The organism is Phocaeicola dorei (genome assembly GCF_013009555.1).
Classification (GTDB): Bacteria; Bacteroidota; Bacteroidia; order Bacteroidales; family Bacteroidaceae; genus Phocaeicola; species Phocaeicola dorei.
The window spans coordinates 1,652,512-1,670,288 of the sequence record NZ_CP046176.1 but is presented as its reverse complement, the minus strand read 5'-3'; the positions used below and the strand labels follow the sequence as shown (position 1 = coordinate 1,670,288).

Below are 17,777 nucleotides of genomic sequence, written 5' to 3'. Positions count from 1 at the left end.
TCTAATTGTCTTTCATTATTCAACGGGTATGATCTTTCCTGTTTTTCTGAGAAATTTTCAATTCTACTATAAAAGCAACTACCAAGCCCAAACCACCAAAAAGCAAGACATTTGCACCATAAATCAATGAAGTTAACTCGCTCATGCGCCAATTACGCTCTGTGAAATAATCGGGAACCGTGGTTGCACAAATAATATAACCAGTCAACAACCCTAGTCCCATACCCAGCAACAAACAGCCAAATTTCAAGGCCGAGAAAGAAATCGGAGAAGATGACATGAAAGGAGTTCCTACAGGAAGAGGCAGGCTAAGCCTGTTCCCCAACATGGAAGGATCTAACTTGTCTCCCAATTTTTCTATCATAGTAAGACGCTCTTTCTTACCAACAAAAAGTTCAAATAATTTGTAGATTCCTAATGTAATGATACCTACAACAATCCAACCGGTAATGTAACCCATAATTTATTCGTATTTAAGTTATTAATTTTGTTCCTTTGTATCCATTAGACGCTGCGTAGCCAAAGAGGTTACACTTTTGAGAAAGAAAAAATATTTTCTCTTTTTATGTAACCTCTCTCCCAGCCCTGCGTCTAATAGACAAAATGGAAAACGACGAAACACATATTATTCATAGGATATTAAAAGGAGAAACTTCTCTCTACGAATACTTCTTGGATAAATACAGTCAGCAAGTATTTATCCTGATTATACGCATCGTGGAGAATCAGGAGGATGCGGAAGAGTTGACCCAGGATACGTTCTTGAAAGCCTTTGAACATCTTTCGTCGTTTAAAGCAGAGAGTAGTTTCTCTACATGGATATACCGCATTGCATATAACACCGCCATATCGGCAACCAGAAAAAAAAAACAAGAGTTAATTGTTATGGACAGTGCCATGTTAATGAATATATCTGACCAGCAAATAGACGATGCCCTGAATGATGAAAGCGGGGAACGGGTAGGAAAACTCAATAAGGCCATCAAGAAACTGGATGCAGAAGAACGCGCCTTGATTTCCCTATTTTATAATGAAGAGAAAACTATCGGTGAAATCGCCCTTATCCTGGGACTGACGGAAAGCAATGCAAAAGTAAAATTGCATCGAATAAGAAAAAAATTATATATACTCATAACAGAAGCAGAATGAACGAGAAACAAAAAGATAAAGGATTAATGAAGGCTGTAAAAGAACAGCCCCAATTCCGGCTGACCTCCAATTTTACTTTCCGCACCATGCAGAAAGTAGAGGAAGCTATACTCTTACGTGAAAAGAAACAGGAGAGAAAGATGTTACTAGCTACTATTGCTGCTTCTCTATTCTTAATAATAAGCAGCAGCATCGGTCTGTATATTTATTTTGGAAAGCATCTTAAAGCAACTATGTATCATGCATTTAGTCATGTTTTAAAAATACAAATACCTCTCATTTATCTGCTATTCATCATAACTATACCCTTATTCATTATTTTTGACCGATGGATGAGAAAACAATATTTTAAACACCACTCTTGAAAAATCATTTTCCTCTCCTATGATATAAAAAAGCATCGGGAACTTTACTATCCCGATACTTCTATTATTTTATCTATTTTTCAAGCAAGTCTTTTAAAAATGCATCCAATTCTTCATCCAAACCCTTTAAAAGTTCATCATTCAGTAATAAAGTGTCTTCCTCATCTATCAATAAAAGTTCGGTTACAGTTTCCCTATCCTCATCAACTAAAACAAAAGAATAAGGCTTCATTATAGCTAACTTATCCAAAACTCCCGTATCTTTCAATGCGTTGATCTCCCCACGAAGTATACGCTCTACTATTGTATAAAAATCATCTTCACTATAATCCACCCACTCTTCAATTATGGTACGTGACAATTCTTCGTCATCATCATTAAAAATAACTAATTCACCACTGTCCTGCTTAGGTTGCAAATGGATATCGGTGACTACTGTTCTCTCTCCATCCGCTATATATTTATCAACCGCTTCCCGGAGCGAAGACGCAATAGAAGCATGTGACTGTGCACTGAATTTCATACCAAAATCAATTTTATATATTATTTATATCCAAAAGTACAAAAAAAATCTTTCTCTCAACACTTATTCTCTAAAAATTATCATCAAAACGTTTCATTTGTATTCTTAATTGGGATAGCTTACTCTCTCTTTTCTCTAACTCCAATGAATAAAAGGCTATCAATTGTTCATCCCTGCTGCCTGATTTCACCAATTTCTTCGCTTTACCCAACCATTCCTTGGCCTGTTCTACATTATCCTTTATTTCATAATATAGTGCAATATTAAAAGCCGCTTTCATCTTTTGCTGGCCTTTTCTCTTCTCATAGGCTATCTTCCACTGACTATACGCTTCATCCCAATTGTTCTCACGAAGATATACACCGGCATCACGCATTTCAATATTCCCGCCATCGTAATAAAAACGAGCCACCTCATCCCAATGTGGCAACAGATGTTCTACTGGAATAGAAGCGGCATATTCCGAAGCTTCTTTTACTATCTTCCGGTCAGAAAGAGCTGGTTCTATTTCCCAGGAAATGGTATCTTGCTTGGCAACTACAAACAAAGGTTTATCACGATTGGGAATGTATACTCTAACAATCGGAGATATAATTCCATCTACAGCATCTATAGGCATAGGAAAATCCGGATAGAACAGTACGCCGGGCTTAGTCTGAATATGAATACGATCAAAAGACAATATCATATCCACCCCCAAATCCTCGCTCAGTTTCCGTACTTCCTCATTGGTCAGAATGACATTAACCCGTGGCACTTTATCCTGTGCCCGGAATACAGAATCACAGATAATGACCTGATCGAAATAATTCACATTGGCAATATTCTCTGCCAAAGCTTCGGATGCCACTTTACCATCGCCTTCCAATTCGCTGCTCAGTATTTCATGATTATCTTTAGTTTTCAGTACAGGCATATTGTTTATCACAGCCACTTTTCTCACAGCATCTGGAAAACTGACATCGGCTGCCTGTAACTGATCAAAAGATATGGTCTGCAAACTGCTGCAGGAAGCAAGAAGCGTCCCAGCAACTAGAATTATTAATGAAACGGATCTTTTCATATTATCATTTTTTCTTAGGGAACAAAAATACGCTTATTTACGTAAGAAGTGAGTTAAAAGGAATAAAAAAAACGTCCGGGTAGTAAATTCGCCCCGGACGTTTCTATAATAATCGTTATTTATCACGCATTTTGCCCGTGACAGTTCTTGTATTTCTTACCGCTTCCGCAAGGACAAGGATCGTTACGACCTACTGTCTTCTCTGCACGAACCGGCTCACGCTTTACCTCACGAGTATCACGTTCGGCAGCAGCTTGCTGGTGAGGATCACTTAAATCCTGCTTCTCCTCTCTATACTGTTGGCGAGGAGTCTGCGGTTCGGGAGCAGCCTCACGAACTTGTTCCGGTTCTTGAACCGGGATTTGTCCGCGCATCAATACAGAGATGGTATTATTATTGATCTTATGTACCATGTTGTCAAACAAATTGACCGATTCCAACTTAAAGATCAGCAACGGGTCTTTCTGCTCATAGCTAGCATTCTGTACAGAATGTTTCAGTTCATCCAGCTCACGCAGATTTTCTTTCCAAGCATCATCAATAGTATGAAGCAGTATCGCCTTCTCAAATGATTTCACAATCTCTTTACCTTCTGTTTCATAAGCCGCTTTCAAGTTAACAGAAATATTATACAAGCGCTTGCCATCAGTAATAGGAATCATGATGTTTTCATACATATGTCCTTGCATCTCATATACCTGTTTGATAACGGGATTGGCAATCTGGGCCATACGGTCTGTCTTGCGCTTGAAGTTGTTCATTGCCGCTTCAAAGGTTTTCTCTGCAAGATCTTCTTTTCTCATCTTGTTGTACTCCTCTTCTGTGAATGGTACTTCCATTGCCAATGTCTGCAATATTTCCATCTTCACATTATCAAAGTCGCCCAATTCTACAGCATAAGCGCAACGATCCCAAATCATATTCACGATATCCATACCGATACGCTCACCCATCAAGGCATGACGACGTTTGGTATAAACAGCCACACGCTGTTTGTTCATCACATCATCATATTCCAGCAAGCGTTTACGAATACCGAAGTTATTTTCTTCCACTTTCTTCTGCGCACGTTCAATGGAATTTGAAATCATCTTGTGTTCAATCATCTCACCTTCTTTGAAGCCAAGTTTATCCATTACACTGGCAATACGATCTGAAGAGAACAAACGCATCAAATCATCTTCCAATGATACAAAGAACACAGATGAACCCGGGTCCCCTTGGCGACCGGCACGACCACGCAACTGACGGTCCACGCGGCGACTTTCATGACGTTCCGTACCGATAATAGCCAAACCGCCCGCAGCTTTCACTTCCGGACTCAGCTTAATGTCGGTACCACGACCTGCCATGTTAGTAGCAATAGTCACGATACTCTTCTGACCTGCCTGTGCCACAATATCCGCCTCTCTTTGATGCAGTTTCGCATTCAACACATTATGCTCAATCTTGCGCATAGCAAGCATTTTGCTCAACATTTCAGAGATTTCCACCGAAGTGGTACCTACCAGAACAGGACGTCCTTCTTTCACCATTTCTTCAATCTCTTCGATAACAGCTTTATACTTCTCACGTTTTGTCTTATAAACGCGATCATTCATATCTTTACGGGCAATAGGACGATTCGTCGGAATAACAACGACATCCAATTTATAAATATCCCAAAGTTCTCCCGCTTCCGTTTCCGCTGTACCGGTCATACCCGACAATTTATGATACATACGGAAATAGTTCTGTAAAGTGATGGTAGCAAAAGTCTGGGTAGCAGCTTCCACCTTCACGCCTTCTTTGGCCTCAATAGCCTGATGTAAACCGTCAGAATAACGACGGCCTTCCATAATACGTCCTGTCTGTTCGTCAACAATCTTAACCTGTCCGTCGATTACAACATATTCGTCATCCTTTTCGAACATAGCATAAGCCTTCAGCAACTGGTTGATAGTGTGTACGCGTTCAGACTTGATAGCGTAATTTGTCATCAGTTCATCTTTCTTGGCCAGCTTTTCTTCTTCTGTCAGATCTGTCTCATTTTCCAAAGCAGACAATTGGGAAGTAATATCAGGCAAAACGAATAAAGTAGGATCTGCCGCATTTCCTGTAATCAGGTCGATACCTTTATCGGTCAAATCTACGCTGTTTTGCTTTTCATCAATTACGAAATACAATGGATCAGTGGCTTCAAGCATACGCTTGTTATTCTGTTCCATATAAATTTCCTCGGTCTTCAGCATACCTGCCTTAATACCTTGTTCACTTAGGAACTTGATTAATGGCTTATTTTTGGGGAGTGCCTTATGACTACGGAACAATGCCAAAAATCCCTCTTCCTGATCTTTCTTGTCATCCGATGCAATCAAGCGTTTGGCATCGGCCAAATATTGGGTAGCCAACTTTTTCTGAGCTTCAAACAGACGCTCTACTAAAGGACGAAGTTGTTCAAACAACTGATCCTCACCTTTAGGAACAGGACCGGAAATAATCAACGGAGTACGAGCATCGTCAATCAATACAGAGTCCACCTCATCGACAATAGCATAATTATGTTTACGCTGCACCAAGTCTTTTGGACTGACAGCCATATTGTCACGCAAGTAATCGAAACCGAATTCATTATTCGTGCCGAAAGTGATATCGGCCATATAAGCTCTGCGGCGTGCATCTGAATTAGGCTGGTGTTTATCAATACAGTCCACACTCAATCCATGGAACTGATACAATGGCCCCATCCATTCCGAGTCACGTTTTGACAAGTAATCATTAACAGTAACTACGTGTACACCATTACCGGTCAGTGCATTCAAAAATACAGGTAAAGTGGCCACTAACGTCTTACCTTCACCAGTAGCCATTTCGGCAATCTTGCCTTTATGTAACACTACGCCACCGAATAACTGTACATCGTAATGCACCATGCTCCATACCATGTCATTGCCACCAGCAATCCAATGGTTCTGCCAAATAGCTTTATCGTCCTCAATACGCACAAAATCTTTTCCTTGAGCAGCCAATTCACGGTCAAAATCGGTAGCGGTTACAATCAATTCCGGATTTTCAGAGAAACGGCGTGCAGTGTCTTTTACAATGGCAAAAGCCTGCGGAAGTACATCATCCAGTGCCTTTTCATATTTTTCCAGCACTTCTTTTTCCAGTTTGTCTATCTGCGCGAAGATGCCCTCACGATCTTCCAGTTCTGTAGTTTCGATAGTACCTTTCAATTCTTCTATCTTCTTTTGTTCCTCTGCAGCCGAATCAGAAATGTATTTCTTTAATTCTACTGTTTTTGCACGAAGCTCGTCATTGCTCAATTTGGCAATTTCCGGATAAACAGCCTTTACTTTATCAACCCATGGCTTGATTTCTTTCATGTCACGAGTGGCCTTATTTCCAAATAATTTGCCAATAAATTCATTAAATCCCATTGTATTTTTTTGTTTTTATTATTTTCTAATTTGATTACTTTTGAAAATGCAAAGTTACAATAAAATGCAGATTAATTTGCACTTCTCTCCTTAATATTATTTTCTGATGTCTGTCATTGGTGCCAGAACGGCTGCATTAGGAGCACGAATACGCATATAATGAGCTACGGTGGGTGCTATATTACCTATTTTTACAGGCGCATGGATTATTTCCGGTTTTATTCCGTTCCCAATGAAAATCAATGGAGCCGACGCATACGAATAGCGTTGCACCTGCGTATCAAGCGAATGTTCACGGAACACAGTCCAACCTGGTAAAACTTCTATCCACAAGTCTCCAGAACATATCGGGTTATAGTAATTCTTTATTTTATCAATGGTAGGAGTCCACGCCCCCAATTGTAAACGTTGTGAAGAATATACATCTTTCACCCCACTGAACTGTACCAAAAATTCTGCCGCACGGTTCAATATCTCGGACATATTCAGTTGTTTCTGCTCTATCAGCTTATGATTCAAATATATTTGTTGCTCAAAATGTGCCTCCACCCATTGCCCTTCACCGTAAATAGCAGCCAAATAAAGGTTTAACAGAGCAGAACAACGTTCAATATGGAATTCTCCACCCGGTATTTTATATTGAGGAGGATCAACAGGATCTGTGTCAGCATATCCTGTAGAGGTTATAAAGAATAAAGTATTGTTCAAACCAACTTTCCGGTCTATCAATTCCAATAATTCAGCAATACTGTTATCCAAGCGTACATATGTATCCTGCATTTCCATCGGGAGTTCTGCAGGAGCCTTATGATCATAATTCCCGGCATAATATGCTAGTGACAAAAAGTCCGGAACAGCATCCTTTCCAATGGAAGTATTACTCAAACAAGCATTAACCAAACGGTTTACCTCATCATTAGCATAGGGACTTGTTTTCAATTTACGGTATTTATTTTTCCGTTCATCATCGAAATTATGCTTGAACGTAACTTGTTTGTTCTCGCTAGTCAAATATTTATAGACAGTCACAGGCAAATAAGGCGCCCACGACATATTGCCGATACGGAAATCTAGTCCTTCACGGTCATTATAAGTAGTCACCCATGCAGGAAATATACCGTAATATGTGCTGCCACTCCATTTTCCTGTTTCATCATTCAACCAGAATGCACCTTTCGAAGCATGGCCGGCAGCTAACACCGCCATTTCACGTGTAGGAGCGATAGAATAAACTTCAGCTACTCCTTGTGTGGCTATTACCAACTCATCTGTCAAAGTCGACACCTTCATTTTCTGCGGAGAAGTAGACTCTGAAGTATAAATGCCCATAAAATCAGCATCGTCCACACAATTAAGGACTCGAAGAGTACTGCGGTCCATCCAGTTATCCCCCACGATTCCGTTGGTATAAGGTGTAGTACCAGAATAAATGGCCGCCACAGCTGATGACTTATCTACATTAATAAAATCATATTCGGCATTCCGATAAATCCGTCCTTCTTTCCACAACCGCTTAAAACCACGTTCACCGTATAAAGCCGAAAAAGCCTCTATATAATCAGTCCGCAATTGGTCAATAGTCAATCCGACCACTAACCTAGGGACCGCAGGAATGTTCTGTGCCTGCAACCCTGTTAATGCGATAACAGTCAAAAGAGAAGTTAAGATGCGTCCTTTCATTTATTGTTTTGTCTGTAATATAATAAAACGTGGTTTGCAGAACATATTAACAAACACAGTGCCAAAGGTAATACCGTTACGTTGAATTTTTGCTGTATAAACGGCATTATCATCATAAAAGATGTTAAGCACACTATATTTATTGTATGATAGTAGTCTTTTTTACCTTTTATAGCTCGATAAACCATAACCGGAAGATAAATTAAAGGGATAGGATTCAATAAAAGGATAAGCCAATTGGACCCTACCGTAGGATGAGTAGAAAAAAAGACCAAGAAAGTGATGACACATCCCGCCAATCCTTGTACACCGAAAAGAAGCAAATCCCAAATCCAGATTATTTTCCTGATTTTAAACTGCAACCACCCTACAAAGCAAGTAACTCCTATTAAAATAAAGACACACACCATGGGTGACAACGGAAAGCCTTCCCTAACGTCCTCTGGTTCTACATCCACTACCTTTTTTTCATGCAGAATCAAAGGACGCACGCTGTCACCTACTACTATAGTTGCTTTTTTTGCTGCCTCCAACATATAAAAAGGAGCGAACATCTGCTTACGCGTATCAATAGGCTTATCAGCTTCACTGCCCAAACACATATCAATGCCCAGCTCATCCCATTCGTGCCCTTTAGTATATTGATGGACAATATCCCGAAAAGAGAGACTCTCTTTTCCTTCAGAATAAACAACCTTTCCTTCAATACACTTTTCTATTATATCACGCGCACGTGTAGTGCAATTATCATAGAAAAAGTTATAACGATAAACCCTATTCTTCGGCAGATAATTCTCTTCCAGCAATCTTCTGAGTTTCTGTTTTTCCGAAATAGTCAAATTCAATGTCTGCTGATAGACCGAGGAACCACGCATAGCATAACTACCTTCAAAATAAGGATAACGGGTTACGCCCAATTCATAATCAGTCTCTCCTTTGACAAAACGATAGATAAAACGGGGAGTATTAAAGCTGAACATACCATAATTAAACACCCAGTCCTCTCCACGTGCCGTATCCTCATAGCGCAATGCCGTATGCCCGAACAAAGCATATATTTCTGTACCGGGAGCACAAGTCATCAGACTCACCTTTATATTATCCTCCTGACCTCTAATCGATTGACTCAAGGAAAAGAATAACAAAATCAATGCTATAATTAATTTATTCATAAAATCCATTTTCTGTTTACCGATGCAAAAGTACACCTAAATATTAATTAATTCCTCACAAATACCATTTTTTATTGCTATTCCTATTTATTTTTTACGTTACTTTGCAGCCGAAAAAGCAAAGTTGTGAATTTAATAATCGACATAGGAAACTCAGTAGCTAAATTGGCTATATTTGACAAAGGCGAGTTAGTTGAAGTATTTCGTGGCTCCAATCATTCTTTAGATTGTCTCCCGATGCTTTGTTCTCGATACCCCTTGAAACGAGGTATCATAGCTTCTGTCATAACACTAAGCAATACTATCCGGCGCCAACTGGGAAGATTGCCTTTTAATATCATCGAATTAAGTCATGAAACCCCTGTTCCTATCACTAATTTATATAAAACGCCTCAAACACTGGGTATGGACCGTTTAGCAGCTGTGGTTGCAGCAAACTGGCTGAAGCCTGGACACGATGTACTGGTTATTGACGCAGGGACCTGTGTTACATACGATTTTATCGATGCCGACGGATCCTATCATGGGGGCAATATTTCTCCAGGAATGCGTATGCGTTTCAAAGCATTGAACATATTCACCGACAAACTCCCCAAAGTAAGCGCCAAAGGAGAAGTTCCGATGTATGGGCAATCTACAGAAACAGCTATCCGGGCAGGGGTCATTCGCGGAATGGAATTTGAAATGAGCGGGTATATCACCCATCTTCAAAAGAATTATCCGGGACTTTTGGTTTTTTTAACGGGCGGAGATGAATTTTCTTTTGATACAAAATTAAAAAGTATCATCTTTGCAGATAGATTTTTAGTATTGAAAGGTTTAAACAGAATATTAAGCTATAATGATAAACTATAAAAGACTGATTAGTGCGTCAATATTACTCACAGTCACAGGGCTAGCCGTAGCCCAAACAAGCACAAATTCTCCCTATACACGCTACGGCTTTGGTCAGTTAGCTGATCAAAATTTTGGTAACAGTAAAGCGATGGGAGGAATAGCATACGGCTTGCGAAACGGCTACCAAATCAACGCATCTAATCCGGCATCTTATACAGCCATCGATTCATTGACATTCTTGTTCGATGCAGGAATGACCCTTCAAAATGCGAACTTCAAGGATGGTAATGTAAAAACCAATGCTAAAAATTCAAGCTTTGATTATTTGGCTATGCAATTTCGCCTATGGAAAAAAATGGGGATGACAGTTGGGTTTCTTCCATTTTCCACAGTAGGTTACAGCATCTCCAAAACACATGATTTTGAGGATGTTAACAATAACGGGAAGTGGAGCGAATCTTATGATGGCGACGGAGGTTTTCATCAAGTTTTCATAGGATTAGGTTATAAAGTTTTTAATAATTTGTCTGTTGGTGCAAATTTTTCGTATCTTTATGGAGATATTACTCATCAATCCATGACAACTATTGGAGCGACAGATACACGTAGTATTAAATTAGACAAATTTTCTATCAGTGATTATAAATTAGATTTTGGTTTACAGTATACTTATAAGTTAAATAAAAAAAACACTATTAATATAGGTGCTGTTTATACCTTGGGACGTACCTTGCACGGAGATGCATATAAGTATCATCAAACAGGTGCGGAAAGTAATGGTTCTATCTATGTACAGTCACAAACTGGCGATACTATTCCGAATCCGTTTAAAATGCCACATACATTTGGTATAGGGCTTACATATGTATATGATAACCGCTTAACTATAGGGGTTGACTATACTTTACAAAAGTGGAATACAGCCGATCTAGCTTGGAGTAAGTTCAATAAAGAAAGTGTGGAAATGAATAGCCGTACAAAAATAGCTTTTGGTGCGGAATTCGTACCAAGTTATATCAGCCACAACTATCTGAAACGTATTCGTTACCGTATGGGGGCCTATTATTCAAGTCCTTATAATAAGGTCAGCTATACTAGTCCGGACACAGGAACAACCAGTTTCCAAGACGGTGCACGCGAATATGGTGTCAGTATTGGGTTTGGACTTCCCATGTTCCAAAGTAAATCTATGCTGAACATTTCCGGGCAATACATTAAAGTCAGTCCTAAATTTAAAGGATTAATGGAAGAAAATTATTTGAGAATCAATATTGGACTTACTTTCAATGAACGTTGGTTCATGAAGTGGAAAGTTGATTAATAAAATGGAGAGAAGCAAATAAATAACAACAACTAAATTTATATACGATGAAAATGAAGATGGTAACAGCGCTGTTCGTTCTTTCCTTAGGTACGACAGCTTCTTTCGCTCAGACCGGAGCGTCAGACGGATCAAGATTCGGACATGGTGAAGACAGTATCCGATGCTTGAAAAATATCAGTATTTACACTGAGTATGTTAAGACTAACAATTTCAAGGATGCTTACACTCCTTGGATGAGTGTATTTACAGAAGCCCCCAAAGCTCAAGTAAGCACTTATACTAATGGTGCAAAAATTCTTCGTGCCTTAATAGCCGGTGAAAAAGATGCAGCTAAACAAAAACAATACTTTAACGAACTGATGAAAGTTCACGACCAACGCATCCAATATCTGGACGATTTGAACAAGTTGGTTAAAAGAGATGCTACAAAAGGCTCAATCATCGGTATGAAGGCCCATGACTACTTCACAATGGGTGGCCAAGACATGAATGAAGCATATAACATGTTCAAAGAAGCCATTGAACTTGAAAAAGAAAACTCTGACTACTTTGTATTACAAGAGTTCATGGATGCAGCTGCCCGTAAAATGAAAAGTGATGAATCATACAAAGAACAATTCATTCAAGATTATTTATTTGCATCAGGAGTTGCTGATGGAGCTTTGAAAGCCGCTACAAAGGAAAATGACAAAAAATTATTGAAAGTGGCAAAAGACAATATTGACGCATTCTTCATTAATAGTGGTGTGGCAACTTGTGATAATTTACAAGCAATTTATGCTCCGAAAGTTGAGCAAAACAAGACTAATTTGGATTATCTGAAACAGGTTATCTCTGTAATGCAGATGTTAAACTGTACAGAACAAGAAGCTTACTTTGCTGCATCTGAAGCTGCACATGCCATCGAACCGACAGCAGAAACGGCTGTAGGTTGCGGATACATGTATTATAAGAAAGGCGATATGGACAAATGTATCGACTATTTTGATCAAGCTATCAATTTAGAACAAGACCAATTAAAGAAAGCTGATTATGCATATAAAACCGCTGCCATTTTATTTAGTAAGAAACAGTTGAGCAAAGCAAAACAATATGCACTGAAAGCGATCTCGTTAGATGGCAACAACGGTAAACCTTACATTTTGATTGCTAACATGTATGCATCAAGTCCTAATTGGAGTGATGAAGCAGCATTGAACAAATGCACTTATTTTGCAGTTATCGACAAATTGCAAAAAGCAAAAAGCGTAGATCCTAGTGTTGCTGAAGAAGCAAACAAACTAATTAGTACTTATGCAGCCCATACCCCCAAAGATGCTGATTTGTTCTTCCTCAGTTTAAAGAAAGGTGACTCTGTTACAATCGGCGGATGGATTGGTGAAACAACAACTATCAGATAATTATGTCGTCTGAAAAAGAACAAAAATCACACTTTATATTCTTAAACATAACAGTTGCCGTTTGGACAACTGTTATGTTTGTTTTATTTCCAGCATGCTCAAGAGGCGAAAAGAATCTGGCAGAAGCTATTACAGAAAGAGATTCGTTGCCCAGCATGAAAACATTGGGAGTTACTACCCTTATATCCGATTCCGGTATCACCCGCTACAAAATTATCACAGAAGAATGGGAAATTTATGATAAAAAGAATCCTCCTTATTGGGCATTTGAAAAAGGAGTTTATTTGGAAAAATTTGATTCCCTATTCCATATTGATGCCAGCATAAAAGCCGATACAGCTTATTACTACGAGAAAAAGAAACTTTGGGAATTGAGAAGCAATGTGCATATCCGCAGCCAAAGAGGCGACAAATTTGACACAGATCTGCTCTTTTGGGATGAAAAGCAGGAAAGGGTCTATTCTGACAAATTTATCCGCATTGAACAAGAAGATAAAATCATTACCGGTTATGGATTTGAATCTAACCAGCAAATGACAGAATATCAAATTTATAATAACACAGGTATTTTCACTGTAGAAGATACAGCACCAGCAGACAGTACAAAAGCTGTTGCAAATAGTACTAGAACTGATTCGATACGCTAATTCACTCACTATTATGGGTATTATTATACAGATTCTTATTACAATGGCTTTTTCCGCTTTTTTTTCCGGAATGGAAATAGCCTTTGTTTCATCCAATAAATTACGTTTTGAAATGGATCGTAACAACCAAAGCATAAATTCACGTATACTTTCCATCTTCTTTCATAATCCGAACAATTTTATCTCTACCATGTTGGTAGGAAACAACATCGCTTTAGTTATTTACGGTATATTGATGGCACAAGTCATTGAACAAAACTTGTTGTCAGGATTGATAGACAACCACTTTTTATTAGTACTAATCCAAACAATTATTTCCACATTAATCATTTTGGTCACAGGAGAATTCCTACCTAAAACCTTATTTAAGATTAACCCCAATTTCACTCTGAATATTTTTGCAGTTCCCACTTACATTTGCTATGTCTTACTCTATCCCATCAGCAAGTTTGCTTCGGGAATATCCAATATATTACTTTACATTGTAGGCATTAAAACAAATAAAGAAGCTAATGAAAAAGCTTTTACTAAAGTCGACCTAGATTACTTTATTCAAAGTAGTATACAAGATGCTCAAAATGAACAAGACATAGACACCGAAGTCAAGATATTCCAAAATGCACTAGATTTTTCGAATATTAGAATTAAGGATTGTATGGTACCTAGAACCGAAATTGTTGCTATCGAATATGGAACTCCCATAGAAGAATTAAAAGCCCGCTTCATTGAAAGCGGAATAAGTAAAATTATTGTCTATAAAGAAAACATTGACAATATTATAGGTTATATACATTCCTCTGAAATGTTTCGTGAACAGACAGACTGGACTAAGAGTGTCCGCCAATTGCCTATTGCTCCTGAAACGATGGGAGCGCATAAGCTGATGAAATTATTTATGCAACAAAAGAAATCCTTAGCTGTAGTAGTCGATGAATTCGGAGGTACATCCGGCATCGTGGCGCTAGAAGATTTAGTGGAGGAAATTTTCGGCGAAATAGAAGATGAGCATGATACAACTTCTTACATTGCCAAATCCGTCGGTGACAATGAATACATCCTTTCCGGACGTCTGGAAATAGAAAAAGCCAATGAATTGTTCTCACTTGACCTACCGGAAAATGATGATTACCAAACTATCGGTGGACTCATCCTGCACCAATACCAAAGTTTCCCCAAAATACATGAAGAGATCATTTTCGATAAATTCCATTTCAAAATAATTAAAGTAACAGCAACAAGAATTGAATTAGTAAAGTTGAAAGTAATCGAATAACAGATTTTTTTCACAATAAAATAGCTTGTAAGCTGCATTTTTTGTATCTTCGTGCGCTAAATCTATGAAGTATAAAAAAACAATAAACAAAAATAGTAAAATTAAATGGCAACATTACAAACAATCAGAAGTAAAGGCCCTCTGTTGGTCGTTGTAATCGGACTTGCCCTCTTCGCATTCATTGCCGGAGACGCATGGAAGGTTCTCCAACCACATCAGGGTAAACAAGACGTAGGTGAAGTAAATGGAAAAACACTTACAGCACAAGAGTATCAAAAAATGGTAGATGAATACACAGAAGTCATAAAATTGACACAAGGTGTTTCTGCATTAAATGACGACCAACTGACTCAAGTGAAAGACCAAGTATGGCAATCTTACGTAAATAACCAATTAATCGCAGCGGAAGCTGCAAAATTGGGGTTGACCGTCAGCAAAGCTGAAGTTCAAGCAATCATCGAGGAAGGTACTAACCCATTGTTGATGCAAACCCCGTTCCGCAATCCGCAAACCGGTGCTTTCGACAAAGATATGCTGAAAAAATTCCTAGTGGATTACGCTCATCTGGACGCAAGCAAAATGCCTGCACAATATGTAGAATACTATCAAAAGATGGGAGCTTTTTGGAATTTTATTGAAAAGACTTTGATACAATCCACTTTAGCTGAAAAATATCAGAACCTGATTGCAAAATCATTGATTTCAAATCCGGTTGCAGCTGAAGATGCTTTTATATCACGTACTGAACAATCAGACGTTTTATTAGCTGCAATTCCCTATTCTTCTATCAGCGATTCAACTATTACAGTTTCAAATAGTGAAATCAAAGATCTGTATAACAAGAAAAAAGGTTCTTTTGAACAGCCAGTTGAAACTCGTAACATCAAATATATTGATGTATTGGTTACTCCATCTGACGAAGATCGCAAAGAGGTATTAAACGAAGTAACCGAATACGCTACCCAGCTAGGTACTGCTGCAGACATGAACACATTCATCCGTTCCACCGGTTCTGTAGTTCCTTTTTCTGAAATTGCAATCAACAAGACTGTATATCCTAATGATGTAGTTGCTCGTTTGGACTCTGTAACTATCAACGAAGTATATGGTCCTTACTATAACCAAGCAGATGATTCATATAATGCTTTTAAAATTATTGCCAAACAGACAGCTCCCGACTCAATCCAATATCGTCAAATTCAGGTATATGCCGAAGATGCTGCTAAAACCGCAACTTTAGCCGATAGTATTTTTAATGCACTGAAAGGTGGAGCAGACTTTACTGATATTGCAAAAAAATATGGTCAGACAGGTGAAGCGACTTGGTTGACTGCACGCAACTATGAAGGTGCTGCATTAGATGCAGACAATGCTAAATACATTAACACATTGATAAACTCTAATGTCAAAGAATTAACCAATCTTCAGATCGGACAAGCTAACGTTATTCTTCAAGTATTGGACAAAAAAGCTATGAAAGATAAATATAAAGTTGCAGTGATTAAACGTCCGGTTGAATTTAGCAAAGAAACATACAACAAAGCATACAATGATTTCAGTCAATTCGTAGCACAGAACACTACAATGGATAAAATTATTGCCAATGCAGAAGAAAGCGGATATCGCTTGTTAGAACGTGCTGATTTCCGTAGCGCAGAACACCGTGTGGGTGGTGTAAAAGGAACTCGTGAAGCGTTGAAATGGATTTTTGCAGCCAAGGAAGGTGAAGTGTCCCCATTGTATGAATGTGGTGAAAACGATCACTTGATGGTAGTTGCTCTTGAAAAGATTAATCCTGCCGGATATCGTAATATTAATCTTGTTGCCGACATGCTGAAAGCAGAAATCATCAAAGATAAAAAAGCTGAAAAACTGATAGCTGAAATGAAAAGTGCAAGCAGCATTGACCAAGTAAAAAGTATGGCAAATGCAGTTAGCGATTCTGTAAAACATATAACTTTTTCTGCTCCGGCATATGTTTCAGTAACTCGCGCTAGCGAACCAGCTTTAGGTGCTTATGCAAGTAAAGCTGAAATAAATAAGTTAACTGGTCCTATCAAAGGTAATGCAGGTGTTTACATGATTCAGGTTTACAACAAAGAAAAGAGTGCAGAAGAATTTGATGCCAAGAATGAAGAAAACAACTTGTCCAATATGGCAGGGCGTTATGCTAGCAGTTTCATCAATGACCTGTATAAGAAAGCTGATGTAAAAGACGACCGTTACTTATATTTCTAATATCAGAAAGTTATCAATAAGACAAAACAGGCTGTATCGAAAATTCGTCGATACAGCCTGTTTTGTCTTATTCCTATTTTCGCAAAAATTAAAGATGAAATAATTTATAAAATCTATTCGTTTACGTTCCGTATTCCCATTTTTATCATTATGTTTGCAACAGTAATTATGAAGTATTTTATTGCTATATGTACGTGTATCCTTTTGTTATGTAGCTTTAATAGTACAAATAAAGGAGGAATTATCCGCGAATGCCCGCCAGAAGTCATATCTTCTATATCCATGCTTTCGGATGATACGAATTCCTATCGCCAATTATCTACAGAAAAACGATATGACGCTCCTAATGTGAAACTATCCGAAGTAAATCTTTTATGTTTCACTTTACGTACTCCGATGTTTACCAAAACATCAAAACCCTTATCTACAATCAAAGTACTTTGCCATTACCGTATTCTTCTACCTGAACAAAAATTTAATAGCCTATATCCTAGCATTAATTATGTAAAATCCTCGTGTAAATACTTCATTTACACATTAGGACATATTTTGATTTAGCAGCTATTTCCTCTTACTTATTCTTGATCATTATTATTCCGGATTGAAATTATTCTATCGGCGTGTATACATATATGTGTGACACTACGATGTGAATATCACTATAACTCGGAATTTAATACTATTTTA

14 protein-coding genes are annotated in these 17,777 nt (G+C 38.3%); 8 read left to right on the top strand and 6 right to left on the bottom strand.

Annotated elements, in window-relative coordinates; all coding sequences use genetic code 11:
- Positions 1-19 precede the first annotated feature (19 nt).
- Positions 20-460 carry a DUF6249 domain-containing protein gene (locus GKD17_RS06825; protein ID WP_005847274.1) on the bottom strand — a complete coding sequence of 147 codons (441 nt, stop codon included), beginning with the start codon at positions 458-460 and terminating at the stop codon, positions 20-22.
- A gap of 143 nt (positions 461-603) precedes the next feature.
- Here GKD17_RS06825 and GKD17_RS06820 point away from each other — a divergent pair, with 143 nt between their 5' ends.
- Together GKD17_RS06820 and GKD17_RS06815 are read left to right on the top strand one after the other, a co-directional pair.
- The gene (locus GKD17_RS06820) at positions 604-1,149 is read left to right on the top strand and encodes an RNA polymerase sigma factor (protein WP_007837761.1); all 546 of its coding nucleotides are present in this window, start codon (positions 604-606) and stop codon (positions 1,147-1,149) included.
- Positions 1,146-1,514 (top strand): hypothetical protein, encoded by a 369-nt coding sequence (locus tag GKD17_RS06815; protein WP_007837760.1) that lies wholly within the window; start codon positions 1,146-1,148, stop codon positions 1,512-1,514. The genes GKD17_RS06820 and GKD17_RS06815 overlap by 4 nt, the downstream gene beginning before the upstream one ends.
- A 73-nt stretch (positions 1,515-1,587) precedes the next feature.
- On the opposite strand, the gene GKD17_RS06810 is transcribed toward GKD17_RS06815, so the two are convergent.
- The 5 genes from GKD17_RS06810 to lnb all read right to left on the bottom strand — a co-directional run bounded on the left by GKD17_RS06810 (position 1,588) and on the right by lnb (position 9,371).
- A complete protein-coding gene (locus GKD17_RS06810; protein ID WP_007837759.1) occupies positions 1,588-2,037 on the bottom strand; it encodes a hypothetical protein in 450 nt (149 codons plus the stop codon).
- 70 nt (positions 2,038-2,107) lie between these two features.
- The gene (locus tag GKD17_RS06805) at positions 2,108-3,100 is read right to left on the bottom strand and encodes a DUF6340 family protein (RefSeq protein ID WP_007837758.1); all 993 of its coding nucleotides are present in this window, start codon (positions 3,098-3,100) and stop codon (positions 2,108-2,110) included.
- A gap of 122 nt (positions 3,101-3,222) precedes the next feature.
- The gene (gene secA / locus GKD17_RS06800) at positions 3,223-6,519 is read right to left on the bottom strand and encodes a preprotein translocase subunit SecA (RefSeq protein ID WP_007837757.1); all 3,297 of its coding nucleotides are present in this window, start codon (positions 6,517-6,519) and stop codon (positions 3,223-3,225) included.
- A 96-nt stretch (positions 6,520-6,615) separates the two neighbouring features.
- Positions 6,616-8,199 (bottom strand): alkaline phosphatase family protein, encoded by a 1,584-nt coding sequence (locus GKD17_RS06795; protein WP_007837756.1) that lies wholly within the window; start codon positions 8,197-8,199, stop codon positions 6,616-6,618.
- Positions 8,196-9,371, bottom strand: a complete 1,176-nt coding sequence (lnb, locus tag GKD17_RS06790) for a lipoprotein N-acyltransferase Lnb (protein WP_032936691.1) — start codon at positions 9,369-9,371, stop codon at positions 8,196-8,198. Before lnb ends, GKD17_RS06795 begins: the two co-directional genes overlap by 4 nt.
- Positions 9,372-9,497: 126 nt before the next feature.
- Between lnb and GKD17_RS06785 the strand changes: the two genes are divergently transcribed.
- The 6 genes from GKD17_RS06785 (at position 9,498) to GKD17_RS06760 (ending at position 17,090) form a co-directional block, all read left to right on the top strand.
- Positions 9,498-10,226 carry a type III pantothenate kinase gene (locus tag GKD17_RS06785; protein ID WP_007837752.1) on the top strand — a complete coding sequence of 243 codons (729 nt, stop codon included), beginning with the start codon at positions 9,498-9,500 and terminating at the stop codon, positions 10,224-10,226.
- Complete coding sequence (locus tag GKD17_RS06780) at positions 10,213-11,529, top strand: porin family protein (protein WP_007837750.1); 1,317 nt, start codon at positions 10,213-10,215, stop codon at positions 11,527-11,529. The genes GKD17_RS06785 and GKD17_RS06780 overlap by 14 nt, the downstream gene beginning before the upstream one ends.
- A gap of 47 nt (positions 11,530-11,576) precedes the next feature.
- A complete protein-coding gene (locus tag GKD17_RS06775; protein ID WP_007837748.1) occupies positions 11,577-12,932 on the top strand; it encodes a tetratricopeptide repeat protein in 1,356 nt (451 codons plus the stop codon).
- A gap of 2 nt (positions 12,933-12,934) precedes the next feature.
- Positions 12,935-13,579, top strand: coding sequence for an LPS export ABC transporter periplasmic protein LptC (gene lptC / locus GKD17_RS06770; RefSeq protein ID WP_007837746.1), 645 nt, complete (start codon positions 12,935-12,937; stop codon positions 13,577-13,579).
- Between the two features lie 13 nt (positions 13,580-13,592).
- On the top strand, positions 13,593-14,852 hold the full coding sequence (locus GKD17_RS06765; protein WP_007837744.1) for a hemolysin family protein: 1,260 nt from the start codon (positions 13,593-13,595) through the stop codon (positions 14,850-14,852).
- A gap of 105 nt (positions 14,853-14,957) precedes the next feature.
- Positions 14,958-17,090 (top strand): peptidylprolyl isomerase, encoded by a 2,133-nt coding sequence (locus tag GKD17_RS06760; RefSeq protein WP_007837738.1) that lies wholly within the window; start codon positions 14,958-14,960, stop codon positions 17,088-17,090.
- The last annotated feature ends 687 nt before the right edge of the window (positions 17,091-17,777 follow it).